19 protein-coding genes and 1 pseudogene are annotated in these 26,098 nt (G+C 70.9%); 12 read left to right on the top strand and 8 right to left on the bottom strand.

From position 1 onward, the window contains the following. Positions 1–44: 44 nt before the first annotated feature. Complete coding sequence (locus tag AB0G47_RS08945) at positions 45–1,661, bottom strand: carboxyl transferase domain-containing protein (RefSeq protein WP_360765830.1); 1,617 nt, start codon at positions 1,659–1,661, stop codon at positions 45–47. Between the two features lie 87 nt (positions 1,662–1,748). Between AB0G47_RS08945 and AB0G47_RS08940 the strand changes: the two genes are divergently transcribed. The 4 genes from AB0G47_RS08940 to AB0G47_RS08925 all read left to right on the top strand — a co-directional run bounded on the left by AB0G47_RS08940 (position 1,749) and on the right by AB0G47_RS08925 (position 5,569). After that, positions 1,749–2,348: a TetR/AcrR family transcriptional regulator gene (locus tag AB0G47_RS08940; protein WP_360765827.1), complete on the top strand. Its 600-nt coding sequence runs from the start codon at positions 1,749–1,751 to the stop codon at positions 2,346–2,348. 130 nt (positions 2,349–2,478) lie between these two features. Further along, complete coding sequence (locus AB0G47_RS08935) at positions 2,479–3,636, top strand: acyl-CoA dehydrogenase family protein (protein WP_360765824.1); 1,158 nt, start codon at positions 2,479–2,481, stop codon at positions 3,634–3,636. Between the two features lie 44 nt (positions 3,637–3,680). Further along, positions 3,681–4,541, top strand: a complete 861-nt coding sequence (locus tag AB0G47_RS08930; protein ID WP_360765821.1) for an acyl-CoA thioesterase II — start codon at positions 3,681–3,683, stop codon at positions 4,539–4,541. Positions 4,542–4,600: 59 nt separating this feature from the next. After that, positions 4,601–5,569, top strand: a complete 969-nt coding sequence (locus tag AB0G47_RS08925) for a cation diffusion facilitator family transporter (RefSeq protein ID WP_360765818.1) — start codon at positions 4,601–4,603, stop codon at positions 5,567–5,569. A gap of 46 nt (positions 5,570–5,615) precedes the next feature. On the opposite strand, the gene AB0G47_RS08920 is transcribed toward AB0G47_RS08925, so the two are convergent. Next, positions 5,616–6,404, bottom strand: coding sequence for a phosphatase (locus AB0G47_RS08920; RefSeq protein WP_360765815.1), 789 nt, complete (start codon positions 6,402–6,404; stop codon positions 5,616–5,618). Positions 6,405–6,569: 165 nt separating this feature from the next. Then, a complete protein-coding gene (locus AB0G47_RS08915; protein ID WP_360765813.1) occupies positions 6,570–8,147 on the bottom strand; it encodes a PucR family transcriptional regulator in 1,578 nt (525 codons plus the stop codon). A gap of 162 nt (positions 8,148–8,309) precedes the next feature. Here AB0G47_RS08915 and AB0G47_RS08910 point away from each other — a divergent pair, with 162 nt between their 5' ends. The 7 genes from AB0G47_RS08910 (at position 8,310) to AB0G47_RS08880 (ending at position 19,261) form a co-directional block, all read left to right on the top strand. Further along, a complete protein-coding gene (locus tag AB0G47_RS08910; RefSeq protein WP_360765811.1) occupies positions 8,310–9,779 on the top strand; it encodes a sodium:solute symporter in 1,470 nt (489 codons plus the stop codon). Positions 9,780–9,870: 91 nt separating this feature from the next. Next, positions 9,871–10,869: an agmatinase gene (gene speB, locus AB0G47_RS08905; protein ID WP_360765808.1), complete on the top strand. Its 999-nt coding sequence runs from the start codon at positions 9,871–9,873 to the stop codon at positions 10,867–10,869. Between the two features lie 111 nt (positions 10,870–10,980). Then, positions 10,981–12,666: a thiamine pyrophosphate-binding protein gene (locus AB0G47_RS08900; RefSeq protein ID WP_360765806.1), complete on the top strand. Its 1,686-nt coding sequence runs from the start codon at positions 10,981–10,983 to the stop codon at positions 12,664–12,666. Positions 12,667–12,851: 185 nt separating this feature from the next. Next, positions 12,852–13,283, top strand: coding sequence for a hypothetical protein (locus AB0G47_RS08895; protein WP_360765803.1), 432 nt, complete (start codon positions 12,852–12,854; stop codon positions 13,281–13,283). Between the two features lie 251 nt (positions 13,284–13,534). Further along, complete coding sequence (locus AB0G47_RS08890) at positions 13,535–17,173, top strand: ABC transporter ATP-binding protein (RefSeq protein ID WP_360765801.1); 3,639 nt, start codon at positions 13,535–13,537, stop codon at positions 17,171–17,173. A gap of 97 nt (positions 17,174–17,270) precedes the next feature. After that, positions 17,271–17,666 carry a hypothetical protein gene (locus tag AB0G47_RS08885; RefSeq protein ID WP_360766552.1) on the top strand — a complete coding sequence of 132 codons (396 nt, stop codon included), beginning with the start codon at positions 17,271–17,273 and terminating at the stop codon, positions 17,664–17,666. A gap of 152 nt (positions 17,667–17,818) precedes the next feature. Further along, complete coding sequence (locus tag AB0G47_RS08880; protein ID WP_360765798.1) at positions 17,819–19,261, top strand: S28 family serine protease; 1,443 nt, start codon at positions 17,819–17,821, stop codon at positions 19,259–19,261. Positions 19,262–19,340: 79 nt separating this feature from the next. Here the strand turns inward: AB0G47_RS08880 and AB0G47_RS08875 are convergent, their stop codons facing one another. The 3 genes from AB0G47_RS08875 to AB0G47_RS08865 form a co-directional block, all read right to left on the bottom strand. Further along, positions 19,341–20,003: a hypothetical protein gene (locus AB0G47_RS08875; protein WP_360765796.1), complete on the bottom strand. Its 663-nt coding sequence runs from the start codon at positions 20,001–20,003 to the stop codon at positions 19,341–19,343. A gap of 112 nt (positions 20,004–20,115) precedes the next feature. Beyond that, positions 20,116–21,954, bottom strand: coding sequence for a glycoside hydrolase family 3 N-terminal domain-containing protein (locus tag AB0G47_RS08870; protein WP_360765794.1), 1,839 nt, complete (start codon positions 21,952–21,954; stop codon positions 20,116–20,118). A gap of 374 nt (positions 21,955–22,328) precedes the next feature. Further along, complete coding sequence (locus AB0G47_RS08865; protein ID WP_360766549.1) at positions 22,329–23,282, bottom strand: LysR family transcriptional regulator; 954 nt, start codon at positions 23,280–23,282, stop codon at positions 22,329–22,331. Between the two features lie 112 nt (positions 23,283–23,394). Here AB0G47_RS08865 and AB0G47_RS08860 point away from each other — a divergent pair, with 112 nt between their 5' ends. Next, positions 23,395–24,432: an EamA family transporter gene (locus tag AB0G47_RS08860; protein ID WP_360765791.1), complete on the top strand. Its 1,038-nt coding sequence runs from the start codon at positions 23,395–23,397 to the stop codon at positions 24,430–24,432. Here the strand turns inward: AB0G47_RS08860 and AB0G47_RS08855 are convergent. Beyond that, positions 24,386–25,102, bottom strand: a pseudogene (locus AB0G47_RS08855) (sugar phosphate isomerase/epimerase family protein); the annotation flags it as partial. The gene AB0G47_RS08860 and the pseudogene AB0G47_RS08855 overlap by 47 nt on opposite strands. Further along, a complete protein-coding gene (locus tag AB0G47_RS08850; RefSeq protein WP_360765789.1) occupies positions 25,099–26,049 on the bottom strand; it encodes a bifunctional helix-turn-helix transcriptional regulator/GNAT family N-acetyltransferase in 951 nt (316 codons plus the stop codon). The pseudogene AB0G47_RS08855 and the gene AB0G47_RS08850, both read right to left, overlap by 4 nt. Positions 26,050–26,098 lie beyond the last annotated feature (49 nt).

Raw genomic sequence — 26,098 nt, 5'->3', positions numbered from 1 at the left:
TTCCCGGTGTGGTCCTCTGGTGGAAGCCGCTCATCGTCCGCCCCTCACATCCGGAAGACGCCGAAGCCGGGCTCGCCCAGCGGGGCCTCGGCGCAGGCGGTCAGGGCGAGGCCGAGGACCTGCCGGGTCTCCATGGGGTCGATCACGCCGTCGTCCCACAGGCGTGCCGTCGCGTAGTAGGCATTCCCCTGCTGTTCGTACTGGGCGCGGACCGGGTCCTTGAAGGCCTCCTCGTCGGCTGCCGACCACTCCTCGCCGCGCCCCTCCAACTGGTCGCGCTTGACGGTCGCGAGGACCGACGCTGCCTGCTCGCCGCCCATCACGGAGATCTTGGCGTTCGGCCACATCCACAGGAAGCGGGGGGAGTAGGCACGGCCGCACATCGAGTAGTTCCCCGCGCCGTACGAACCGCCGATCACCACCGTCAGCTTCGGCACGCGCGTGCAGGCCACGGCGGTCACCATCTTCGCGCCGTGCTTCGCGATGCCGCCCGCCTCATAGTCCCTGCCGACCATGAAGCCCGAGATGTTCTGCAGGAAGACCAGCGGGATGCCGCGCTGGTCGCACAGCTCGATGAAGTGGGCGCCCTTCTGGGCGGATTCGGAGAACAGGATGCCGTTGTTGGCGATGATGCCGACCGGGTGGCCGTGGATGTGGGCGAAGCCCGTCACCAGCGTCTGGCCGTACTCCGCCTTGAACTCGGCGAAGCGCGAGCCGTCGACCACGCGCGCGATGACTTCCCGGATGTCATAAGGGGTGCGGGAGTCCGTCGGCACCGCGCCGTAGAGCCCCATGGGGTCGACCTTGGGCTCCTCGACCGCCCTTACGGACCACGGCAGTTCGCCGCGCTCGGGGAGCGTGGAGACGATCGTGCGGACGATCCGCAGCGCGTGCGCGTCGTCCTCCGCGAGGTGGTCGGTCACTCCGGAGACGCGGGAGTGGACCTCGCCGCCGCCCAGCTCCTCGGCCGTCACGACCTCGCCGGTCGCGGCCTTCACCAGGGGCGGGCCGCCGAGGAAGATCGTGCCCTGATTGCGGACGATCACCGCCTCGTCGCTCATCGCGGGGACATACGCCCCGCCCGCCGTGCACGAGCCGAGGACGGCCGCGATCTGCGGGACGCCCGCGCCGGACATCCGCGCCTGGTTGTAGAAGATCCGCCCGAAGTGCTCGCGGTCCGGGAAGACGTCATCCTGCATGGGCAGGAAGGCGCCGCCCGAATCCACCAAGTAGAGACAGGGGAGGCGGTTCTCCAGGGCCACCTCCTGGGCCCGCAGGTGCTTCTTCACCGTCATCGGGTAGTACGTCCCGCCCTTGACGGTGGCGTCATTGGCGACGATCACGCAGGTGCGCCTGGAGACCCGGCCGATCCCTGCGATGACACCGGCGGCCGGAGCGTCCCCGCCGTACAGACCGTCCGCCGCCAGCGGTGCCAGCTCCAGGAAGGGCGAGCCGGGGTCGAGCAGTGCGTCCACGCGGTCGCGGGGCAGCAGCTTGCCGCGCGCGACATGGCGGGCGCGCGCCCGCTCGCCGCCGCCGAGCCTGGCCGCCGCGAGCTTGGCCCGCAGGCCTTCGACGAGGGCGGTGTGCGCCGCCTCGTTCGTCCGCCATGCCTCGGACGCGGGATCAGCCGCGCTCCCAAGGACTGGTGCCTGCTGCATCCGTCGAGCCCCCTTGCTCGGTTAATGAGCGTTAACGCGTTTCCTCCAGGTTAACGAGCGCTAACCGACCTGTCTAGAATTAATTTCATGGCCACCAGAACCGATGCCCCCACCCGCCGCGAGCAGATCCTCAGAGAGGCCGCGCGGCTCTTCGCCGAGCGGGGTTTCCACGGTGTCGGCGTGGACGAGATAGGAGCCGCCGTCGGTATCAGCGGGCCCGGCCTCTACCGGCACTTCGCGGGCAAGGACGCGATGCTCGCCGAGCTCCTCGTCGGCATCAGCGGCCAGCTCCTGACGGGCGGCAAGCGGTGCGTGGCCGGCACGGACGGCTCGCCGGAGCGGGTCCTCGACTCGCTCATCGAGGGGCACATCGACTTCGCGCTCGACGACCGCTCCCTGATCACCCTGCACGACCGCGAGCTCGACCGCCTGCGGGACAGCGACCGCAAGCTGGTCCGCCAGCTCCAGCGGCAGTACGTGGAGATCTGGGTCGACGTCGTGCGCAAGGTCTACCCGGACCTCGCCGAGAACGCGGCGCGGGTCGCCGTGCACGCGGTCTTCGGCCTGCTCAACTCCACGCCGCACCTGAGCCGCCGAGACGCGCTGCCCAGCCGCACCGCGATGGCGGAGCTGCTGCACCGTCTCGCGCGCGGGGCGTTCGCCTCGGCGGTGGCGCCCACGGCGTGACGGGAGCGACAGACGCTCTCTCTGGACGGCCCCGTGACCGGCGGGTAACGTTGCTCTGAGCAAGCGCTTAGTCCGTTCTTGGACCACAGTCGCGCAGCCGCTGGGGCCGTCGTAGCAGAGGGAGTTTTCCGTGCGCCGTACCGTTTTCAATGAGGACCACGAGGCGTTCCGGGAGACCCTGCGCGCCTTCATCGAGGCCGAGGTCGTCCCGGTCCACGACGAGTGGTTCGCCGCCGGTGAGGTGCCGCGCGAGTTCTACTACAAGCTCGCCGAGCTCGGCCTCTTCGGCATCAACGTCCCGGAGGAGTTCGGCGGCGCCGGCATGGACTCGCACAAGTTCGAGGCCATCCAGTACGAGGAGACCTCCCGCGCGGGCGTCACCTTCGGCGGTTCCGGCGTGCATGTGCTGCTCGCCCTGCCGTACATCAAGATGCTCGCCACCGACGAGCAGAAGAAGCGCTACCTGGAGAAGTTCGTCTCCGCCGAGGAGATGTGGGCCCTCGCGATGACCGAGCCCGGCACCGGCTCCGACGTCGCGGGCATGAAGACCACCGCCAAGCTCTCCGAGGACGGCACGCACTACGTCCTCAACGGCTCCAAGACCTTCATCACCGGCGGCGTGCACGCCGACCGCGTGATCGTCTGCGCCCGCACCTCCGCGCCGCGCGAGGACGACCGCCGCTTCGGCATCTCCCTGTTCGCCGTCGACACCAAGTCCGAGGGCTACTCCATAGGCCGCAAGCTCGACAAGCTCGGCCTGAAGACCTCCGACACCGCCGAGCTGGCGTTCGTCGACGTCAAGGTCCCCGTCGAGGACCTCCTCGGCGAGGAGAACAAGGGCTTCTACTACCTCGGCAGCAACCTGCCCTCCGAGCGCTGGGGCATCGCCTACGGCGCGTACGCGCAGGCCAAGGCCGCCGTCCGGTTCGCCAAGCAGTACGTGCAGGAGCGCACCGTCTTCGGCAAGCCGGTCGCCTCCTTCCAGAACACCAAGTTCGAGCTGGCCGCCTGCCAGGCCGAGGTGGACGCCGCGGAGGCCGTCGCCGACCGCGCCCTGGAGGCCCTGGACGCCGGTGAGCTGACCGCCGCCGAGGCCGCGTCCGCGAAGCTGTTCAACACCGAGGTCGCGCACCGCGTCATCGACAAGTGCCTTCAGCTGCACGGCGGCTACGGCTTCATGAACGAGTACCCGATCGCCCGCCTGTACGCCGACAACCGCGTCAACCGCATCTACGGCGGCACCAGCGAGGTCATGAAGATGATCATCGCCAAGGACATGGGCCTGTGAAGCAGGACATCGGCCGGTAAAGATCGCCCTGTAGAACTGCATTCATGAACCAGGCACTTGAGTCCCTCCTCGATCTGCTCGACCTGGAGCAGATCGAGGAGGACATCTTCCGGGGCATGAGCCGCTCGGCTCTCGTGCCCCGCGTCTTCGGCGGACAGGTCGCCGCACAGGCCCTGGTCGCCGCCGGACGCACCGTCCCCGCCGACCGGCCCGCCCACTCCCTGCACGCGTACTTCCTGCGCGCCGGGGACCCGGGAGCGCCGATCGTCTACACCGTCGACCGGATCCGCGACGGCCGCTCCTTCACCACACGGCGGGTCGTCGCCGTCCAGCACGGGCAGCCGATCTTCCATCTCTCCGCGTCCTTCCAGACGTACGAGGAAGGCCTGGAGCACCAGACCGGGATGCCGTCGGCGCCGGACCCGGAGACGCTGCCGACCGCCGCCGAGATGCTGCCGCGCCATCTGCCGGCCGATGTCGCCGAGCGCCTTGTCGAGGCCCGCGCGGCCGTCGATCTGCGCTATGCGGACGTGCCGCCCTGGGGCACGGTCGGGCAGCCGCGGGAGCCGCGCTCCCAGGTGTGGTTCCGCACCAACGGCAAGCTGGCCGACCACCCCTTGTTGCACGTCTGCCTCGCCACGTACGTCTCCGACATGACGCTGCTCGACTCGGTGCTGCTCGCGCACGGCCGGGGCGGCTGGGCGGTCGGCGACGTCGTCGGAGCGTCGCTCGACCACGCGATGTGGTTCCACCGCCCCTTCAGAGCGGACGAATGGCTCCTGTACGACCAGGAGTCGCCGTCGGCGTCCGGCGGGCGGGGCCTGGGCCAGGCACGCATCTGGACGCAGGACGGACAGCTCGCGGTGACGGTGATCCAGGAGGGCGTGGTCCGCGTCCCCCGCTAGGGGCCCCATCGGGCGGCCCGGTTTCGCGGCCGCCGCCGATCGGACATACCGTCCGATACATGAGCGAGCAATCGTCCGGGTCCGGCGGCGAGAGCGCCTTCACCGTCATCGTCGCCGCCGTCGCCAACCTCGGGATCGCGCTCGCCAAGGCCGTCGCCGGCATCATCAGCGGATCCAGCGCGATGCTCTCCGAGGCGGCCCACTCGGTGGCCGACACCGTCACCGAACTGATGCTGCTCGTCTCCCTCAAGAGCAGCGAGCGGCCCCCGGACGAGGATCACCCGCTCGGCTACGGAGGCGCCCGCTACGTCTGGGCGCTCCTCGCATCGGTCGCCACCTTCGTCGGCGGCGGGGTCTTCGCCGTCTACGACGGCATCCACACCCTCACGCACGGCGAGGACCCGGGCGACCCGCTCATCTCGTACATCGTGCTCGGCGTCGCCTGCGTCCTGGAGAGCTACTCGCTGCGCACCGGCCTCAAGCAGGCGCGCGGCGAGGCGGACCGCTTCGGGGTGAAGCTCAGGCGCTATCTGCGGCACACCCCCGACACCGCGGTGAAGGCCGTGGTCCTCGAGGACTCCGCGGCGCTCACCGGCCTCGCGCTCGCCGCGGCCGGTCTGCTCGGCGGGCAGCTCACCGGGTCCGGCGTGTGGGACGGCGTCGCGTCGCTGTGCATCGGCGTGCTGCTCGTATACGTCGCCTGGGTCCTCGGGCACGCCAACTCCGAGCTGCTCATCGGACGTCCGCTGCCCAGGGAGACGCGGCAGCGCATCCGCGAGGAACTCCTCGCCTCCGAGCACGTCGAGGCCGTCCTCGAACTGACCACCCTGCTGCAGGGGCCGCGCGAGGCGCTCGTCGCCGCCAAGGTCGACTTCCGCGACACCTCCACGGCCGCGCAGGTCGAGTGGGCCTGTGAGCAGGCCGAGCGGCGGCTGCGTGAGCGGTTCCCCGCCGTACGCCGTGTCTACCTGGACCCGACGCCGGGATTCACGCAGCGGCGCGAGGAGGGCCTCAACCCGTGGCCGTGAGTCCCGTGGCCGTGAGTCCGGTGGCCGTGAGTCCGGTGGCCGTGACTCAGGCCTCCGGAGTGAGTCCCGCCGCGTCCAGGAGGTACGCCGTCATCGGGTCGTAGAAGCGCGGGCTCGTGACGTGGTCGTCCAGAGGGACCGTCACCTGGAGGGTGCCTTCGGCCTCACCGATGAACAGCGCCGGGTCGTTGCAGTCCGCGTAGCCGACGGAGTCGATGCCGCGCTGGCCCGCCCGTCCCGCCCAGCCGTGGTCGGCGACGACCAGGTTCGGCTGCGGGCGGCCCTCGCGCTCCAGGCCGTCCAGGATCGCGTTCATCGGCTCCGGGGAGTGCGTGTGCCACAGCGTCGCGCCACGCTCCAGCATCGCCACGTCGGCGAACTGGAACACCATGCCCTCGTCGGCGGTGAGGCCCTCCGGAATGACGACGATCTCGCAGCCCGCCGTGCGCAGGGCGGCCGCCGTCGCGCGGTGCACGTCGAGCAGGCCCCCGGGGTGGCCGGTCGCGAAAAGGACCCGCTCCTTGCCGGCGGCTGCCTTCCGAAGACGTGCGGCCATCCGCTCCAGGGCGTCGACCGTCAGCTCCGGGTCGATGGTGTCCTGCCCCTGCCGGTACTCCGCGTCGTCGATGACACCGCACCGCTCGGCCATCACCGCGAGGACGTCCTGCTCGTCGCTCCAGCGGTCGCCGAGCTCCAGGCCGAGCCAGTAGTGACGGTCGCCGTTCGCGAGCTTCCTGTAGTGGCTGAGGTTGTTCTCGCGGGGGGTGGCGACGTCGCCCGCGATGCGGGAGCGTACGAGGTGGTCGACGAGCGCGGCTCGGCTGGGTATCGGCATGGGATCCATTGTGCCGTTGCTTGGGCCGCGGGGCCGGGGCGTCTTGAAGCCTGGGCTGTGTGATCTGCCTTTCGTCTGCGGGCCGCATGTGGCTTGTCGCGCCCACGCGGCGGAGCCGCAGATGTCACAGCCCCGCGCCCCTTACGGGGCGCCCCCCGGCGCCTCTTAAGAGGCTCGCTTCAGCGCGAACCACAGCTCCATGCGGACATCGGGATCGTCCAAGTCCGCGTCCAGTAGTGCCGCGCACCGCGCGACCCGTTGCCGCACCGTATTGCGGTGCACCCCCAGTGCCGTTGCCGTGCGGTCCCAACTGCCGTGCAGGGAGAGCCAGGTGCGCAGGGTCTCCGTGAGGGCCTGGCTGCCGCCCAGCGGGGCGAGCAGCACGCGCGCGTGGGCGTCGGCCTCGGCGGGCGCGACCAGCGCGGCGATGCCCGCCTCGCGGTGCCGGACCAGCGGCGTGCGGGTCGCTTCCGCGCGGCGCAGGGCGCGGGCCGCCTGGGCGTCGGCGGCGGGCAGGTCGCCGGTGGCGGCGGGTGCGGACGCCCCGAGCGTCCAGCCGGGCTGCTCGGCGATCTCGCGGTCGGCGGGGAGCAGCAGCCGGGCGACGCCCTCGCCCGCGTCCACCAGGCCGCAGTCCAGCGCCGCCGCGAGCGCGGACGCGGCCATGGCACGGGCCACCGGATCGGCGTCCGCGTCCCCGCGCGCGTGCACCACGGTCCAGCGCCCGGCCCCCAGGAGCGGTGTGACATCGCCGGCCGTCGCCCCGAGCAGCAGCCGCACGAGCGCCGCCGAGCGCGTGGACTCGGCGGCCCCCTGGTGCCTGCCGGTGAGGAGGGAGAGGAGGACGACCGCGACGCCGGTGATGGTGTGGTCCCCGGGTTCGCGCTGCTCGGCGGCGACACCGAGCGCGAAGCCCTGACCGCCGCCGAGCGCGTACGCGGCGAGCTGGGTGCCGCCCACGGAGTCGGTGGCGGACGCGGGGCTCGGGCCGGTCCTGCCGCCGGGGCGCACTACCCCGGCGAGGTCGCACAACGCGTTGCGAGCCCCCGGCTCCGGCGCTGTCCCCGCCGTGTGCAGCACCGCTCCGTCCGGCGCGTACAGGACCGTCCAGCCGCCCAGGCGCGCCGCCAGCTGGCGCAGCACCGCGGGGACGGGGTCCGGCCGTGCCGCCGCCGTGGCGAGCCCCTGCTGGGCCTCCGTCACCCGGCGCAGCTCCGCGTGCCTGGCCTCCGCCACGAGCTGCCACACCGCGCGGGCGACCCCGCTGAACGTCGTACGCGGCGGCACCTCCAGTAGGGGCAGCCCATAGCGGTCGCAGGCCGTCACCAGGGCGCGCGGCACCGTGTCGTGCACCGGCGCCACTCCGAAGCCGAGCGCAGCGCCGCCCGCCTCCACGATGCGCGCCACGTAGTCGTCGAGGTAGACGCCCGCGCCCGCCGGGTCCGTGATGTGCACGCCCGCCGTCAACAGCATCTCGCCGCCCAGGAGATACGGATACGGATCCGCCATCTCCGAGGTGTGCACCCAGTGGATGGCCGCCCCGGAGTCGGTGGCGTCGGGGCCCGCGATCTGGCGCAGGCCCAGGTCCTCCCGGGCCAGGAGGGCGGTCAGCGGGACGGGCGGGGTCGGGGGAGCGATGGAAGAGGCAGGTGAGCCGGGTGAGCCAGCTGAGCCAGGTGAGCCAGGGGATGAAGGTGAGGCAGGTGATGCGGCAGGGTCCGGCACGGTGGATGTTCCATCCATCTTGGTTGCTGGGAGTGGATGAAACGTACACTTCAGCGTTGCTTTCCGGCCACCTAAGGTCGTGCCGACCGCAGGCCGCGGGTACGGGCGGATGTCCCCACGGCCGGTCATCACCCCCATCTGCACGACACGCCACCGAGGTGCGCGAAGGAGGCCCCCTTTATGGCCGTCGACTACACAGTGATCGTCGTCTATCTCGTCGGGATGCTCGCCATGGGCTGGTGGGGCATGCGCCGCGCCAAGTCCAAGAGCGAGTTCCTGGTCGCGGGACGCCGCCTCGGGCCGTGGATGTACTCCGGGACCATGGCCGCCATCGTCCTCGGCGGCGCGTCCACCATCGGCGGCGTCGGCCTCGGTTACCAGTACGGGCTCTCCGGCGCCTGGATGGTCGTCACCATCGGCCTCGGCCTGCTCGCGCTGAGCGTCTTCTTCTCGGCGCGCATCGCCCGCCTGAAGGTCTACACCGTCTCCGAGATGCTCGACCTGCGCTACGGCGGCCGCGCGGGCGTCATCTCCGGAGTCGTCATGTGGGCGTACACGCTGATGCTCGCGGTCACGTCGACCATCGCGTACGCCACGATCTTCGACGTCATCTTCGACATGAACCGCACGCTCGCGATCATCCTCGGCGGCTCCATCGTCGTCGCGTACTCGACGCTCGGCGGCATGTGGTCGATCACGCTCACCGACATGGTGCAGTTCGTGGTCAAGACGATCGGTGTACTGCTCCTGCTGCTGCCCATCGCGGTCGTCAAGGCCGGCGGCTTCAGCGAGATGAAGGCCAAGCTGCCCACCGAGTACTTCGACCCGCTGGGCATAGGCGGCGAGACGATCTTCACGTACGTCCTGATCTATACGTTCGGCATGCTCATCGGGCAGGACATCTGGCAGCGCGTCTTCACCGCGCGCAGCGACAAGGTCGCCCGCTACGGAGGCACCGTCGCCGGTACGTACTGCCTGGTCTACGCGATCGCGGGCGCCGTCATCGGCACGGCGGCCAAGGTCATGTACCCGAAGCTGCCGAGCGCGGACGCGGCCTTCGCCACCATCGTGCGGGACGAACTGCCCATGGGCGTACGGGGGTTGGTCCTCGCGGCCGCGCTCGCCGCGGTGATGTCCACCTCGTCCGGCGCGCTGATCGCCTGCGCGACCGTGGCCAACAACGACATCTGGTCGCGGCTGCGGGGCGTCGTCAAGGCCGACGCAGCGAACGACGAGCCGCACGACGAGGTGAAGGGCAACCGCCTCTTCATCCTGATCATGGGCATCGCCGTCGTCTGCATCGCCATCGCGCTCAACGACGTCGTCCAGGCGCTGACCGTCGCCTACAACCTTCTCGTCGCCGGCCTCCTCGTGCCGATCCTCGGCGGGCTTCTGTGGCGGCGCGGCACCGCGAACGGCGCCCTCGCGGCCGTCGCCGCGGGTGGCCTCTCGGTCATCGGGCTCATGTGGGGCTACGGAATCCTCGCCAACGAGCCCATCTACTACGGCCTCCTGACGTCCCTTGCCGTGTACGTCGTCGTCTCCCTCGCCACGAAGCCGACCGACGCGGCGGTGCTCGTCGCGTGGCGCGAGCGGCTCGCCGGCCGGGGAACGCAGGAGACGGCAGAACCAGTAACGACCACCGTCTAGCTCAGCGCGCCGCCCACTGCCGGTGCTCACTGTCAGTGGGCCGCGCGACACTTGATAACGCAGCACTCGCATCAGCAGGAGGAAACCGACCATGACCAGCGCCGAGACCCCGACCCCCCGCGGCCCCGTCGACTCCTCCCGCATTCCCCGGTACGCGGGCCCGGCGACGTACGCACGGCTGCCCCGTCTCGACGAGGTCGGCGGCAAGACCGACATCGCCGTGGTCGGCGTGCCCTTCGACTCGGGTGTCTCGTACCGCCCGGGCGCCCGCTTCGGCGGCAACGCGATCCGCGAGGCCTCGCGCCTCCTGCGTCCGTACAACCCGGCGCAGGACGCCTCGCCCTTCGCGCTCGCGCAGGTCGCGGACGCGGGCGACATCGCCGCCAACCCGTTCAACATCAACGAGGCCGTCGAGACCATCGAGGCCGCCGCGGACGACCTGCTCGGCTCGGGCGCCCGCATGATGACCCTTGGCGGCGACCACACCATTGCCCTGCCGCTGCTTCGTTCCGTCGCCAAGAAGCACGGCCCGGTCGCCCTGCTGCACTTCGACGCCCACCTGGACACCTGGGACACGTACTTCGGCGCCGAGTACACGCACGGCACGCCGTTCCGCCGCGCGGTGGAGGAGGGCATCCTCGACACCGAGGCGCTCTCCCACGTCGGCACGCGCGGCCCGCTGTACGGCAAGCAGGACCTCACGGACGACGAGAAGATGGGCTTCGGCATCGTCACCTCGGCGGACATCTACCGCCGCGGCGCCGACGAGGTCGCCGACCAGCTGCGCCAGCGCATCGGCGACCGCCCGCTGTACATCTCCATCGACATCGACTGCCTCGACCCGGCGCACGCGCCCGGCACCGGCACCCCGGAGGCGGGCGGCATGACGTCGCGCGAGCTCCTGGAGATCCTGCGGGGGCTCTCCTCCTGCAACCTCGTATCGGCGGACGTCGTCGAGGTCGCCCCCGCCTACGACCACGCGGAGATCACGGCCGTCGCCGCCTCGCACACCGCGTACGAGCTGACGACGATCATGAGCAGCCAGATCGCCGCAGGCCGCGCCGCCGGTGCGGACCAGAACGCGAAGTGACCACGGCCGCAAGGCTGTAGGACACCAGGACACGCCGGGCCGCCGTGCGCGGCCCGGCGGCCGCAGCGCCCGCCCGGGGCCGCAGTCCGGGCGAGAAGGAGAAGACGTCGCATGACCCACGACCACGACATGGTGCTGCGCCCCACGCCGCGTCAGACTGAGGCCGCCCTCAACCCGCCCGCCGGGCGCAACGGCGGCGACCTCGTCGTCGAGACCCTGCAGGGCCTCGGCGCGACGACCGTCTTCGGCCTCCCCGGACAGCATGCGCTCGGCATGTTCGACGCCCTGCGCCGCTCGTCCCTCTCGTACGTCGGACTGCGCGTGGAGAACAACACGGGCTTCGCGGCGGACGCGTACGGCCGGATCACCGGCGAGGTCGCCCCGCTGCTCCTGTCCACCGGCCCCGGCGCGCTGACTTCGCTCGCCGCGCTCCAGGAGGCGGCGGCCGGGTCGTCACCCGTCCTTGCGATCGGCAGCCAGGTCCCGGTGGCGGGCCTCGGCGGCGGCCGGCACGGCTATCTGCACGAACTGCGCGACCAGCAGGCCTCGTTCAGGGATGTGGTCAAGTCCGTCCACACGGTCCGCACGGCCTCGCAGATCCCCTCCGCGATCGCCGCGGCCTGGGAGTCGGCGCTGACCGCACCGCACGGCCCGGTGTGGGTGGAGATCCCGCAGGACGTGCTGCTCGCGGAGACGACGCTGCCCGTCGTCACGGCCATGGACGCGACCCCGGACGAGGTCGTGCCGCGCCCCGAGCTGACCGCGGTGGCGGCCGACCTGCTGTCCCGGGCCGAGCGCCCGGCGGTCATCGCGGGCGGCGGAGTCGTACGTTCGGACGCGAGCGGCAAGCTGCTCGCGCTCGCCGAGCTGGTGAACGCCCCGGTCGTCACGACCTTCGGCGGCAAGGGCGCGTTCCCCTGGGAGCACCCGCTCTCGCTCCAGTCGTGGCTGGAGGACCGGTACACGACGGACTTCCTGGAGGACGCGGACGTCCTCCTGGTGGTCGGCTCCGGTCTGGGCGAGCTCTCCTCGAACTACCACACGTTCAAGCCGCGCGGCCGGGTCATCCAGATCGAGGCGGACGCGGGGAAGCTGGAGTCCAACCACCCGGCGCTCGGCATCCACGCGGACGCGCGCATCGCGCTCTCCGCGCTCCTGGAGACGATCGACGCCCCCCGGGAGGACCCCTCGGCCCCTGAGCGGGTCGCGGCGGTCCTCGCCAAGGTCCGGGAGCGGATCGCCGCCCAGGACCTCACCCTGGAGCAGCAGGTCCTCGCGTCGGTGCGCGCGGCCCTTCCGGACACGTCACCGTCCTTCTGGGACATGACGATCCTGGCGTACTGGGCCTGGTCGGCGTTCGACGCCCGTCACCCGAACACGATGCACTCCGCGCAGGGCGCGGGCGGCCTCGGCTACGGCTTCCCCGCCGCCATCGGCGCGGCCGCCGCGGACCCCTCGAAGCCGGTCCTCGCCGTCTCGGGCGACGGCGGCGCGATGTACTCCATCGCCGAACTGGCCTCGGCCAAGCAGCACGACCTGCCGGTCACCTGGCTGATCGTGGACGACGGGGGCTACGGCATCCTGCGCGAGTACATGGCGGACGCCTTCGGCGAACCCACGGCGACGGAACTGTCGCGGCCCGACTTCGTCGCGCTCGCGGAGTCCTTCGGGGTGCCGGGTATCCGTACGACTCCGGAGACGCTGAGGGACGACCTGGCGAAGGCACTGGCGGCCCCCGGTCCGTCGGTCGTCGTGCTTCCGGCACTACTGCGGATGTTCGAGCCGACGCATCTCTGAGCGCGGGCAACGGGAAGAAGGCCACGCACGGATCACCTGATGGTGACTGTGCGTGGCCTTCTTTCCTTGTATGACTTCCCAATTCGGCATATTCTATTGGTATGTGCGGCTTTAAAACGGCTGCGCGGCCTTCATTAGTCACGCACGGTAATTCTGTGTCGTGGCTCCCCGATGGGGTGAACCTCATGACACATCGCAGTCGTTCCATCCTTCTGCTGCCCGCAGGAGTGGCAGTCGGCATCCTGGGGTTCCTCGCCCCCGCCGCCGGGGCTGTCAGTGCCCATTTCGTCGGCACGCCCACGGCGACCTCCTCCGGCAGCAGCCTGACCGTCAAGGGCAAGGAAGCCGGCCTCGGCAACCAGCAGACCGTCAGAATCTCCGTCACCGCCGACGCCCAGTGCGTCAACCGCGGCGGCAACGATCCGTCGGCCGCGAACAAGCAGTCCACCAGCGGCGAAGCGATCAGCCCGGTCCAGAACGGCAAGGCCAACTTCACCGTGACGGTCACAGCCACATTCAAGCCGAAGTGCAGCCCGCCGATGACCCTGGTCTGGAGCAATGTCGTGGTCACCGACACCGGTAACCGCATCTCCGTGACCCTCCCCGGTCCCTTCTAGTCCGGGGAACGTCCGCACCCAGGGAGTCCTAGGTCCTGAGGCCCGTATTTGTTGCAACGGGATGAAATCCGCGTCCCCCCAGGTTGTGCCTCTCGGCAGGTCAGGTCGACGGGAGGCATCTGGTGGCGGAGCAACGGGGTGGGGTCCAGCAGGGGAAATCCGGCTGGGCGGATGGGGTCTCCCCTGCTCGAGCGGAGCCGAGACCTTGGGGAAGGCTGACCGGGTACGCGTGGCGGTACCCGAAGGACGTCGTGCTCGCGCTCGGGGCCTCGCTCGGCGGCATGGCCGTCATGGCGCTCGTCCCGCTGATCACCAAGGTGATCATCGATGACGTCGTCGAGGACCAGACCCGGTCCATGCTCCCCTGGGCGGGAGCCCTCATCGGCGCCGCCGTCGTCGTCTACGTCCTCACCTACATCCGCCGCTACTACGGTGGCCGCCTGGCCCTCGACGTCCAGCACGATCTCCGTACCGAGATGTACGACACGATCACCCGGCTCGACGGCCGGCGGCAGGACGAGCTGTCCACCGGGCAGGTCGTCGGGCGGGCGACGAGCGACCTTCAGCTGATCCAGGGCCTGCTCTTCATGTTGCCGATGACCATCGGCAACATCCTGCTCTTCGTGATCTCCCTCGTGATCATGGCGTGGCTGTCGCTGCCCCTCACCCTCGTCGCGCTCGCCGTCGCCCCCGCCCTGTGGTTCATCGCCAAGCGCAGCCGCAACCGACTGCACCCCTCGACCTGGTACGCGCAGGCCCAGGCCGCCGCCGTCGCCGGAGTCGTCGACGGCTCCGTCTCCGGCGTACGCGTCGTGAAGGGCTTCGGTCAGGAGGAGCAGGAGACCGGGAAGCTCAGGGAGGTCGGGCGCAAGCTCTTCGCGGGGCGGCTCAGGACCATCCGGCTGAACTCGAAATACACCCCCGCCCTGCAGGCCGTGCCCGCGCTCGGGCAGGTCGCGATGCTGGCCCTCGGCGGCTGGCTCGCGGTGCGCGGGCAGATCACGCTCGGTACGTTCGTCGCCTTCTCCAGCTATCTCGCCCAGCTCGTCGGCCCGGTGCGGATGCTCGCCATGGTCCTCACCGTCGGGCAGCAGGCACGGGCCGGCGCCGAGCGCGTGCTCGAACTCATCGACACCGAGCCGACGATGGAGGACGGCAAGAAGGAGCTGCCCGCCGACGCTCCGGCGACCGTCGAGTTCGACGACGTGTCCTTCGCGTACGAGGACAGCCGCCCCGTCCTCGACGGGCTCTCCTTCGAGATCAGGCCCGGCGAGACCCTCGCCGTCGTCGGCTCGTCCGGCAGCGGAAAGTCCACCGTCTCGCTGCTGCTTCCCCGCTTCTACGACGTGACGCACGGCGCCGTCCTCATCGGCGGGCACGACGTGCGCGAGCTGACGGCCGACTCGCTGCGGGCCGCCATCGGGCTCGTGCCCGAGGACTCCTTCCTCTTCTCCGACACCGTGCGGGCGAATATCGCGTACGGGAAGCCCGACGCCGGCCAGGAGGAGATAGAGACCGCGGCCCGCGCCGCACAGGCCGACCGCTTCATATCCGAGCTGCCCGACGGATACGACACCACCGTCGGCGAGCACGGGCTCACCCTCTCCGGCGGTCAGCGCCAGCGCATCGCGCTCGCCCGCGCCATCCTCACCGACCCCCGCCTTCTCGTCCTCGACGACGCCACGTCCGCGGTGGACGCGCAGGTCGAGCACGAGATCCACGAAGCCCTGCGCGGCGTCATGGCCGGGCGTACGACTCTCCTCATCGCCCACCGCCGGTCCACCCTCAATCTCGCCGACCGCATCGCCGTACTCGAAGACGGACGCCTCGCCGCCATCGGCACGCACGAGGAGCTGACCGAGAACTCCACGCTCTACCGGCGTCTGCTGACCGATCCCGACGAGCTCGGCGGCGTATCGCCCGGCCACGCGGTCCCGGTCGAGATCCCCGAGGACACCTCCCTGCGCGCGGAGCTCGACGCCGAGTTCGACGCCGAGCGCGGCATCACCCCGCAGCTCTGGGTCGGCGACCGCGAGCCGAAGGACACCGCGCTCTCCGGGATGCCCGCGACGCCCGAACTCCTCGCCCAGGTCGACGCGTTGCCCCCGGCGACCGACACCCCCGGCATCGACGAGGCGCGGGCCGTCACCCCCGAGGAGTCCTACGGACTGCGCCGCCTCCTCGCGGGGTTCGGTAAGCCCCTGCTGCTCGCCCTCCTCCTCGTCGCCGTCGACGCGGGCATGGGCCTGCTCCTCCCCGTCCTTATCCGGCACGGCATCGACGAGGGCGTCTCGCAGCTCGCGCTCGGCGCGGTGTGGGCGGCGTCCGGGCTCGCGCTGCTCACCGTGGTCGTGCAGTGGACGGCGCAGATCGGCGAGACGCGGATGACCGGACGGACGGGCGAGCGGGTGCTCTACTCCCTCCGTCTGAAGATCTTCGCCCAGCTCCAGCGGCTCGGACTCGACTACTACGAGCGGGAGTTGACCGGGCGCATCATGACCCGGATGACGACGGACGTGGACGCCCTTTCCACCTTCCTGCAGACCGGTCTGGTCACCGCCTTCGTCTCCGTCGTCACCTTCTTCGGCATCATGGTCGCGCTCGTCGTCATCGACGTGGAGCTCGCGCTCGTCGTCTTCGCGACGCTGCCGCCGCTGATCATCGGTACGTTCTTCTTCCGCCGCTCCAGCGTCAAGGCGTACGAACTCGCCCGTGAGCGGGTGTCCGTGGTCAACGCCGACCTCCAGGAGTCCGTCGCGGGCCTGCGCATCGTGCAGGCCTTCCGGCGCGAGCGCTCCGGCGGCAAGAAGTTCGCCGACGCCAGCGCCGACTACCGCAGCGCGCGTATCCGCGGGCAGTGGCTGATCTCCGTCTACTTCCCGTTCGTGCAGCTGCTCTCGGCGGTCGCGGCGGCGGCGGTCCTCATGGTCGGCGCGGGCCGCGTGGAGGCGGGCACCCTGACGACGGGCGCGCTCGTCGCCTATCTCCTCTACATCGACCTGTTCTTCGCACCCGTCCAGCAGCTCTCCCAGGTCTTCGACGGCTACCAGCAGGCCACCGTCTCGCTCGGCCGCATCCAGGAACTCCTCCAGGAGCCGACCTCGACCAAGGCCGCCGACGAGCCGCTCGACGTGCTGTCCCTGCGCGGCGAGATCGCCTTCGAGGACGTGGACTTCGCGTACGGGGATGAGGAGGACGCTCTCAGCGACGTCCGCCTGCGGATCCCGGCCGGCCAGACCGTCGCCTTCGTCGGCGAGACCGGCGCGGGCAAGTCGACCCTGGTCAAACTGGTCGCCCGGTTCTACGACCCGACCGGCGGCCGCGTGACGGTGGACGGCACGGACCTGCGGTCCCTCGATCTGACCTCGTACCGCCACCGCCTCGGTGTCGTCCCGCAGGAGGCCTACCTCTTCGCGGGCACGGTGCGCGACGCGATCGCCTACGGCCGCCCCGACGCCACGGACGCCGAGGTCGAGGCCGCGGCCCGCGCGGTCGGCGCCCACGACATGATCGCCACCCTGGACGGCGGCTACCTCCACGAGGTCTCCGAGCGCGGCCGCAACCTCTCCGCGGGACAGCGCCAGCTGATCGCCCTGGCCCGCGCCGAGCTCGTCGACCCGGACATCCTGCTCCTCGACGAGGCGACCGCCGCCCTCGACCTCGCCACCGAGGCGCAGGTCAACCAGGCCACCGACCGCATCGCGGGCAGGCGCACCACCCTGGTCGTCGCCCACCGCCTCACCACCGCCGCCCGCGCGGACCGCGTGATCGTGATGGACCACGGCCGGGTCGCCGAGGACGGCACCCATGACGAGCTGCTCGCGCTCGACGGGCGTTACGCGCGGCTGTGGCGCACCTTCGTGGGGGAGGCGGAGCCCTCGGCTGCATGATCGCCGCGAAGAATCGGGACCGCTGCGCAACCGCGCCCCCTACGGGACGCGTCCGTACATCAGTACGCTGATGCGGAAGTGGCGGGAGGGGAACCCGGTGGGCAACGGTCGAATACGGCGGCGTCTCGCGCTCGGTGCCGCCGTCCTTGCGGCGTCCGTCCTGGTCGGGCTCATCGGCGCCGGCACGGCGCAGGCGCAGGTCTCGGCGGCCCGCTGCGCCGGCCACAAGGTGCGCACCCTCGCCTTCAGCACCGGCAAGGTCGAGATCTACAAGAAGCGCGGATACGTCTGCGCCCTCACCATCGCCAAGCGCCCCGGCGCCCGCAAGACCATGTCCGTCAGCGTCCAGGCCCGCGGCAACCGCCCCGCCAAGGACGCGGGGCAGTACACCCATCACGCGGGCCCGGTGACGGTGCACGCGGGACGCAGGTGCGTGTGGGTGAAGGGGACGGTGGGCTCGGGGAGCACCAGCTCCGGCTGGATCCTGTGCTGAATCCTGTACTGAATCCTGTGCTGAGAGCAGTTCCGGGCGGAGTGCCCTCTTTGTGACGTACTGCGTCCGGGTGTGACGCAAGAGCCCCTAGTAGTGAGCGAGTTGCTCCGATAAGTTCCGGCGGACGCAATCGCGAACTTAGGGGAGAGTGCATGCGCAAGGCGCTCAGATGGCTGCTGTCGCTAGTGGTGCTCATAGGCACCGTCGGCACAGTGGGCGCGGCAGGGGCGGCCACCGCCGCCGAGCCGCGGGCCAACGACACGACGGCCGACGCTTCGGCCACGGACATAAAGGACCGGCTCCTCGCGATACCGGGCATGAGCCTGATCGAGGAGAAGCCGTACACCGGCTACCGCTACTTCGTCCTCAACTACACCCAGCCGATTGACCACCGGCACCCCTCCAAGGGCACCTTCAAGCAGCGCCTGACGGTGCTGCACAAGGACACCGCCCGCCCCACCGCCTTCTTCACCAGCGGCTACGGAGTCTCGACCAACCCGAGCCGCAGCGAGCCGACGCGGATCATCGACGGCAACCAGGTCTCCATGGAGTACCGCTTCTTCACGCCGTCCCGCCCCGAGCCCGCCGACTGGTCCAAGCTCGACATCTGGCAGGCCGCGAGCGACCAGCACCGCATCTTCAAGGCGCTCAAGCCCATCTACGACAAGAAGTGGGTGGCGACCGGCGGTTCGAAGGGCGGCATGACGGCGACGTACTACGAGCGCTTCTACCCCAAGGACATGGACGGCGTCGTCGCGTACGTCGCCCCGAACGACGTCGTGAACAAGGAGGACTCGGCCTACGACGAGTTCTTCGAGACGGTCGGGACGAAGGAGTGCCGGGCCGCGCTCGAGGCCGTGCAGCGCGAGGCCCTCGTGCGGCGTGAGCCGCTGGAGAAGAAGTACGCCGCGTTCGCCGAGGCGGGCGGCTACACCTTCAAGACCGTCGGGAACCTCGACAAGGCGTACGAGGCGGTCGTCCTCGACCTGGTGTGGGGCTTCTGGCAGTACCAGCCGGAGGCCGCGTGCGCGAAGGTCCCCGACGCCAAGTCCGCCTCCGACCAGGCGATCTTCGACTACGTCGACGAGGTGGGCGGCTGGTCCTCCTACACGGACCAGGGTCTGACCCCGTACACGCCGTACTACTACCAGGCCGGTACGCAGCTGGGCTCGCCCGACATCGCCCAGCCCTGGCTCGGCGACCTGAGCCGCTACGGCTACCAGCCGCCGCGGAACTTCGTCCCGCGCTCGATCCCGATGAAGTTCCAGCCGGGTGTGATGCGGGATGTGGACAGCTGGGTGAAGCGCAACTCGCAGCGGATGATGTACGTCTACGGGGAGAACGACCCGTGGGGTGCGGAGCCGTTCCACCCCGCGACGGGCGGCAAGCACGACTCGTACGTCTTCACTGCGCCCGGCGGGAACCACGGTGCGAACGTGGCGGGCCTCGTCGCGGACGAGAAGGCGAAGGCGACGGAGCGGATCCAGGCCTGGGCCGGCGTCTCGACGTCCTCGGCCACGGCGAAGCCGCTGGCTCCGTACGACGCGAAGCTGGACCGCAAGGACGCTGACCGGAAGCAGATGCTGCGGCCGTAGATCACCGCCTTCGGCGAGTTCGTCCTCAAGCGCCGGACGGGCTGATCAGTTCCAGCCCGGCCGGCGTTTGAGGCCACGTTCACACCCGCACCGCACACCCCACCGGCTTCCCGCCCCCCAGCGACACGTAAAGCTCCGTCGCAGGCGGGCACTGGGAGCGGTCCGAGACCGAGTTCGTCACCCGGTATTCGGGGGGCTTCGTGCCGGAGCCGTCGCAGGCCGTTTCGCGGACCTCGTCCCGTCCCGCGCTGTAGACGCAGTCCCCGACGACCGTGAGGGGGCCGCCCCCGCCCCCGGGGTCACCGGGATGCGGCGCCTCCAGGTTCCGCATGCACGCGTACCCCCGCGGCACCGCCCCGTTCCCGTCCTCGTCCACCGCGGGCCTGTCCTCGCTGATGTGCAGGACGAAGTCGGTGCGGGCGGGGCACGACGGGCCCTCCGCCACCTTTCCGTCGTAGCGTGCGGTCACCCGCGCCGCCGCGCGTTCACTCGTGCACGACACCTCCGTGAACGTCTCGCGCCCCCGCGAACTGCACTCGTCCACGGCGAGGAAGACCGCACCGTATCCGGATGACACCGCAGCGGACGGCCGGTCGTCGTCGAGCCGGCCCGACGAACCCGCCCCCGGATCCGCGGACTTCTGGCAGCCGGCCGCGCCGACGAGCACAGCGAGCACCGCAAGGACCGGCACCCACCTCGCCCCCACGCGCCGTGCCGTGTTCCAGCCAGGCATGGCCAGCATGGCAAACCCCCCGATATGTGCACCCAGCGTGACCCGCCGGGGCGGGCGCACGCCAGGTGCACGGGGTGCTTTGGGTCAGTTGGCGGTGGTGCGCCGGTTGTGCGGCGTACGGTCAGTACGTCAGGCCGTAGCCCACGGGGTACAGCACCTGCGCCGGATCGTCCGCCCGCTGCACCGGCACCGGCAGCCGCCCCGTCGGCTCGGCGCGACCCGCGATCACCCTTACGGCGGCGCGCAGTTCGACGTCCGTCCAGCAATAGGCGGCGAGCGAGGCGCCCACGGAGCCGAGCCGCGCCACGTCGTACGGATTGCGGATCGCCACGGCGACGACCGGGACGCCGGTCGCGACCAGGGCCTCCACGAGGGCGATCTGGGCGCTCCCCGCCCCCACGTTGTACGTGCCGACGACCACCGCGTCCTTACCCGCGGCCGCCGCGACCGCCTCCGCGATCTTCGTGGTCGAGGGTGCCGTGCCCGTCGGAAGGACCGTCGCGGTGAAGCCGAGCTCCGTCAACTCCCGCCCCATGACGGCCGTCGGCGGGCCCGTGGTGCCCGATGGCGACGCCGGGTCGGCGCCCACCACCAGGATCTCCTGGTGCGTACGGCGTGAAAGGGGAAGCAGCCCGCCCCCGTTCAGGAGCAGCGTCGTCGTCTCCTCCGCGATCCGGTCGGCGGCCGCGAGATGCGCACGGGTGCCGACCGCCTTGTCGACGCCGCGCGAGGTGACGTACGGGTCGGAGAACAGGTCCAGTTTCGCCTTCAGGCGCAGGATCCTCAGCAGCGACTCGTCAAGGCGCGCCTGGGTCAACTCGCCTTCCCTGACCGCCTGGAGCACCGCGTTCCATGCGATCTCCGGCTTCGGCGGGTTCAGGAGCTGGTCCACGCCCGCCTTCAGGGCGAGCACCGGGACACGGTCGTCGCCGTACTTCGTGCGGACGCCCTGCATGCCGAGCGAGTCCGTCACCACGACCCCGTCGTAGCCGAGTTCCTCGCGCAGGATGCCGGTGAGGATGGGGCGGGAGAGGGTGGCCGGGTCCTCGGCTGGATCGAGGGCGGGGACCACGATGTGCGCGGTCATGATCGAGTCGATGCCCGCGGCCACCGCAGCGCGGAACGGCGGGGCGTCCAGGGTCTCCCACTGCTCACGGGTGTGGTGGATGTACGGCAGCTTGGAGTGGCTGTCGTCCTTGGTGTCGCCGTGCCCGGGGAAGTGCTTGGACGTCGACGCGATGTCCGTGCCCTGGTAGCCCTTGACCTGCGCGGCGACCAGGCCGGCGACCGCTTCGGGGTCCGAGCCGAAGGAGCGTACGCCGATGACGGGGTTGGCCGGGTTGACGTTCACGTCCGCGACCGGGGCGTAGTTCTGCCGGATGCCGAGCGCGCGCAGTTCGGCGCCGGCGATGCGGGCCGCCTTGCGGGCGGTGGAGTTCGAGCCCGCGGCGCCGAGTGCCATCGCGCCGGGCAGCAGCGTGGCGGGGATGCCGACGCGGGCCACGGCGCCGTGCTCCTGGTCGGTGGAGATGAGCAGCGGGATGCCGGAGGTGGGGGACTGCTCCGGGGTCTCCGGGGTGAGGGCGGCGCGCTGGATGCCGTTCGAGAGGGCGGCGATCTGGTGCGGGGCACGGGTGTTGTGGGCCCAGCCGAAGTAGATGATGCCGCCGAGGTGGTACTTGGCGACGGCCTCGGCGGCGGTGCGTACGCCCAGTTCCTTGAGGTTGGCGTCGATGTCCGCCTGGTCGGGCTCGGTGGCGGAGTGGCCGTACACATGCATCACGAAGAGCTGGCCGACCTTCTCCTCCAGGCTCATGCGGGAGATGCGCTCCCGGAGCCTCCGGTCGCGGTCGCGGTCGCCGCTGCCCGCCGCATGCACGGACGGGGCGGCAAGGGCCGTCGCGGCGACGGCGGTGGCGGCGAGCAGGGTGCGTCTGGAGGTATTGCGGTGGGACGACATGTGCGCTCCTTCGGGGAGGATGCCGGACCGGAGCCGGGCCGGGGCCTGGCGGCAGCCGGGCTGGGGGAACCGGCTGAAGGAAACTTTCCCGAGTCACGGATATCCCGAAGATTTCTGCCGGTCAAGGGATCCGGCGGCCACTGTGGAGGAGTGAGGGGCCGTCACCGGTGCTGTTGGAGGGGGGCGCACCGGTGACGGCATGCTGCCGGCCGCAGGCGGCGGAGAGGGTGGTCAGCGTTCGCAGCCAGCAGCGATGCCGACACCGCCTTGCGGAGACTCACCCGGCAGCACGCCCGTTGGACGCCGCCCCCTTCGCATGGGTTCCCGGCCGGGGGAGTATTTCCGGAAAGTGGTACGTCCGTGAGAGCTGAGGCTCAGTGAGCCGCTTCCGGGACGGCTTCCCGGGCCGCTTCGGGTGTTGCTTCGGGTGCTGCTTCGGGCCAGTGCGCCTGCAGCGTCCTGACCGTCTCGGCGATCGCGGGGCGCCGGGACGCCCCGGCCCGCCACAGGGCGTAGAGCCGCCGCACCGGCACCGGATCGAGCCGCACCGTGACCGCACCTTCGGGGACCGGGCCGCGGCCCAGGCGGGGGATCAGCGCGACGCCGAGCCCCGCGGCGACCAGCGCCACCAGGGTGGGGTTCTCCTCCGCCATGTGCGCGATGTCCGGCTCGCAGCCCGCGTCGCGCAGGGTGCGGATGAGCCACTCGTGGCAGACCAGGCCCGGCGGCTGGGTGATCCACCGCTCGTCCTTCAGCTCCTCGCGGCGCACGGACGCCCGCCCCGCGAGCCGGTGCCCGGCGGGCACGACCAGGTCGCAGAGGTCGTCGCCGATGACGGCCTGTTCGACGCCGGGAGGCGTCGGCAGCGGCGCGATGTCCCAGTCGTGCACGATGGCCAGGTCCACCGCGCCCTTGGCCACCAGGTCGATGGAGAGATGCGGGTCGATCTCCGACATCCGGGCGTCGAGCGCGGGATGCCGCAGGGCGAGATCCGCGAGCACCCCGGGCAGCAGGCCGCGCGCCGCCGATGCGAACGCGGCGATGGTGAGCCGCCCCGCGGGCAGCCCGCGCCGCTCCTCCAGCTCGGTCTCCGCGCGCTCCACGATCGCCATCAACTGCTGTGCGGTGGCGGCGAGATGGCGTGCCTCCTCGGTGAGCGCGACGCCCCTGCCCCGCCGTTCGAGGAGGGTGGTGCGGGTCTCCCGCTCCAGCTTGGCGATCTGCTGGGAGACGGCGGACGGGGTGTAGCCGAGCGCGGTGGCCGCGGCGCCGACGGTGCCGTGCACCGAGACGGCGTGCAGGGCGCGCAGCCGGGCGAGATCGAGCACGAGGGACCCACTCCATCCATCCATGCGGGACATGATTCGGTAGCGTTGCTTCATCCCATCATGCAGATATCCGCGCTGGTCCTACATGGTCATGCCGGGTGATCCTCGACGCATGCGACCCGTACATGTCTGCCTGGCCGTTCTCGTCGCCGCCGTATGGGGCGTCAATTTCGTCGTCATCGAGGTGGGGCTCGACCACTTCCCGCCGCTGCTCTTCTCCGCCCTGCGCTTCCTGGTGGCGGCGCTGCCCGCCGTCTTCTTCGTGGGCCCGCCCAAGGTCGCCTGGAAGTGGATCGTCGGAGTGGGCCTTGTCCTCGGGGTCGCCAAGTTCGGTCTGCTCTTCATCGGCATGGACGCGGGGATGCCGGCCGGCATGTCGTCCCTCGTGCTGCAGATCCAGGCGGTGTTCACGGCCGTCTTCGCCTTCGCGGTGCTCGGCGAACGGCCGGGCGGCATACGCCTGTTGGGGATGATCGTCGCCCTGGCGGGCATCGGTGTCGCGGCCGTCGACGAGGGCGGTTCCGGCACGCTGTCGGCCTTCGCACTGCTCATCGCGGCGGCGGCCTGCTGGGGCGCCTCCAATGTCCTGACCCGCAAGGCGTCCCCGCCCGACGCCCTCAACTTCATGGTGTGGGTGAGCACGGTCCCGGTACTGCCGCTGCTCGGCCTCTCCCTCCTCTTCGAGGGCCCTTCGCGGGACCTCGAAGCCCTCGGCTCCCTCGACTGGCAGGGCGCCGGGATCATCGTCTACGTCGCCTGGATCACCACGGTCTTCGGCTTCGGCGCCTGGGGCTACCTGCTGCGCCGCCACCCGGCCTCCACCGTGGCGCCCTTCTCCCTCCTGGTCCCGGTGTTCGGCATGTCAGCGGCCGCGCTGGTACTCGGCGAGTCGGTGAGCGGACTCGGGTGGTGCGCGGCGGCGCTGCTCGTGTGCGGGGTCGCCCTGACGTCCTTCGCCGGGGTCAGGCCGCGCGGTTCAGGAGCGGAAGTCAGGCCGCGCGGTTCAGGAGCGGAAGTCAGGCCGCGCGGTTCAGGAGCCGGGACAGGAACTCCCGTCCAGGACCGAGTAGTTCGGGCAGCGGAGCCGCTGCCTCGTACCACCGCTTCTCGTACTCCCAGCACAGCCACCCGTCCCGGTGCTCCCCGCTGAGTAGCACGTCCACGCACTCGGCGAGCGGCAGCACGCCGTCGCCGAGCGCGAGCGGCGTCGTGTCCTGCGCGGACGCGATGTCCTTCACCTGTACGTAGCCGAGGAACGGGGAGAGCGCCGCGTAGCTGTCGGCGGGGGACTCGCCGCCGAGCCAGGTGTGCATCAGGTCCCACAGGGCGCCCGCGTTGCGATGCCCGACGGCGCCGAGGACGCGGGTCGCCGCGGCTCCCGTGCGGTGCGAGTCGTGGGTCTCCAGGAGGATGCGTACGCCGAAGTCCGCGGCGTACTCGGCCGCGGTGCCGAGCCGCCGGGCGGCCGTCGCGTCGGCCTCCTCGGCGCTCTGCTCGGTGCCGCCGCCGGGGAAGACGCGGATGAAGGGGGCGCCCAGGTCGCGGGCGAGGGTGAGCAGCGAACGTATCTCGTCCAGCACGGGACCGTCCTCGCCGGGCGCGGCCACGCGCGCGTACCCGGCGATGGTGACGATCTCCACGCCGGCGTCCTTGAACCGGGCGGCCGCGTCGGCGCGTTCGGTGAGCCCGATCCCCGGATGGACCGGCTCTTCGGGATGCGCGCGCAGCTCGACGCCGTGGAAGCCGTGGGCGGTGGCCAGACGCAGCACGTCGGCGAGGGGGAGTCCGGGCACGCCGAGGGTGGAGAAGGCGAGTTTCATGACGCAGACCCTAGATGCAGGTGCCAGTCCTGCCCCATGAGATCGGCACCGAACGAGCGGTGGGGCTTCTCCTCGACGAGGACGAAGCCGTGCCGCCGGTAGATGGCGCGGGCGGCGCGCAGGACGTCATTGGTCCACAGGGTCATCTCGCGATAGCCGACCCCGCGGGCGAACTCGACGCACGCACCCACGAGTTGATCCCCGATGCCGCGCCCCCGCGCGTCCGGCTCGACGAGCAGCAGGCGCAGCCGCGCGGTACCCGGCGCCTCGTCGCGTACGCACATCACACTGCCCACGGGCCGCCCGTCGAGCTCGGCGATCCATACCCGCTCCAGGTGCGGATCGTGATCCTCCGCGAAGTCGGCGACGATCCGCGCGACCAGGCCTTCGTAGTCGGTGTTCCAGCCGAACTCGGCGGCGTACAGGGCGGCGTTGCGCTGCACGATCCACCCGAGATCACCGGGCCCGGGCTCACGGAGCAACGGACGCGAGACCGCAACGCCAACCTCTCCCTTGCTCAGGATCTCCCGCACGGTGCGCATCGCGGTGGCGAGGCGGGGCCGCTCGGCGGCCGGGACGCCCGAGAGCAGCGAGCCGATGGCCTCCGTGGACCGCTCGTCGAGGAGCCCTGCGGTCTCGCGCCCCCGCGCGGTGAGCGTGATGCGCTGCCGCCGCGGATCACGTACAGAGGGCGCGCGCTCGACGATCCCGTCCTTCTCCAGCTTGCCGAGCAGACGGCTCAAGTACCCGGCGTCAAGGGAGAGTTCGGAGCGCAGGTCGGCCGCGTCGAGATGGGAGGCATGGGCCAGCTCGTAGAGGACGCGGGCCTCGGTGAGGGTGTACGGGACGTAGAGCTGACGGCTGTAGTCGAGAGCGCCGATCAGATTCGTGTAGAAGCGGTTGAAGGCACGGATCTCATGGATGGGCGTATCGGAGGCGTGGGCCATCGCGGTTCACTCCGGGTCATCGGGACGGGTCACCTTTGACTGAGTCAAC

Origin of the sequence: Streptomyces sp. NPDC021622, from assembly GCF_040640795.1 — a bacterium.
Taxonomy (GTDB): domain Bacteria; phylum Actinomycetota; class Actinomycetes; order Streptomycetales; family Streptomycetaceae; genus Streptomyces.
Note: the sequence above shows the minus strand (reverse complement) of the source record. Positions and strands in the feature narration are given on the sequence as shown.

Coding starts and splice junctions, on each gene's coding strand:
- AB0G47_RS08945 (WP_360765830.1), bottom strand. CDS start 1,661: ATGCAGCAGGCACCAGTCCTTGGGAGCGCGGCTGATCCCGCGTCCGAG.
- AB0G47_RS08940 (WP_360765827.1), top strand. CDS start 1,749: ATGGCCACCAGAACCGATGCCCCCACCCGCCGCGAGCAGATCCTCAGA.
- AB0G47_RS08930 (WP_360765821.1), top strand. CDS start 3,681: ATGAACCAGGCACTTGAGTCCCTCCTCGATCTGCTCGACCTGGAGCAG.
- AB0G47_RS08925 (WP_360765818.1), top strand. CDS start 4,601: ATGAGCGAGCAATCGTCCGGGTCCGGCGGCGAGAGCGCCTTCACCGTC.
- AB0G47_RS08920 (WP_360765815.1), bottom strand. CDS start 6,404: ATGCCGATACCCAGCCGAGCCGCGCTCGTCGACCACCTCGTACGCTCC.
- AB0G47_RS08915 (WP_360765813.1), bottom strand. CDS start 8,147: ATGGATGGAACATCCACCGTGCCGGACCCTGCCGCATCACCTGCCTCA.
- AB0G47_RS08910 (WP_360765811.1), top strand. CDS start 8,310: ATGGCCGTCGACTACACAGTGATCGTCGTCTATCTCGTCGGGATGCTC.
- speB (WP_360765808.1), top strand. CDS start 9,871: ATGACCAGCGCCGAGACCCCGACCCCCCGCGGCCCCGTCGACTCCTCC.
- AB0G47_RS08900 (WP_360765806.1), top strand. CDS start 10,981: ATGACCCACGACCACGACATGGTGCTGCGCCCCACGCCGCGTCAGACT.
- AB0G47_RS08895 (WP_360765803.1), top strand. CDS start 12,852: ATGACACATCGCAGTCGTTCCATCCTTCTGCTGCCCGCAGGAGTGGCA.
- AB0G47_RS08880 (WP_360765798.1), top strand. CDS start 17,819: ATGCGCAAGGCGCTCAGATGGCTGCTGTCGCTAGTGGTGCTCATAGGC.
- AB0G47_RS08875 (WP_360765796.1), bottom strand. CDS start 20,003: ATGCTGGCCATGCCTGGCTGGAACACGGCACGGCGCGTGGGGGCGAGG.
- AB0G47_RS08870 (WP_360765794.1), bottom strand. CDS start 21,954: ATGTCGTCCCACCGCAATACCTCCAGACGCACCCTGCTCGCCGCCACC.
- AB0G47_RS08860 (WP_360765791.1), top strand. CDS start 23,395: ATGCGACCCGTACATGTCTGCCTGGCCGTTCTCGTCGCCGCCGTATGG.
- AB0G47_RS08850 (WP_360765789.1), bottom strand. CDS start 26,049: ATGGCCCACGCCTCCGATACGCCCATCCATGAGATCCGTGCCTTCAAC.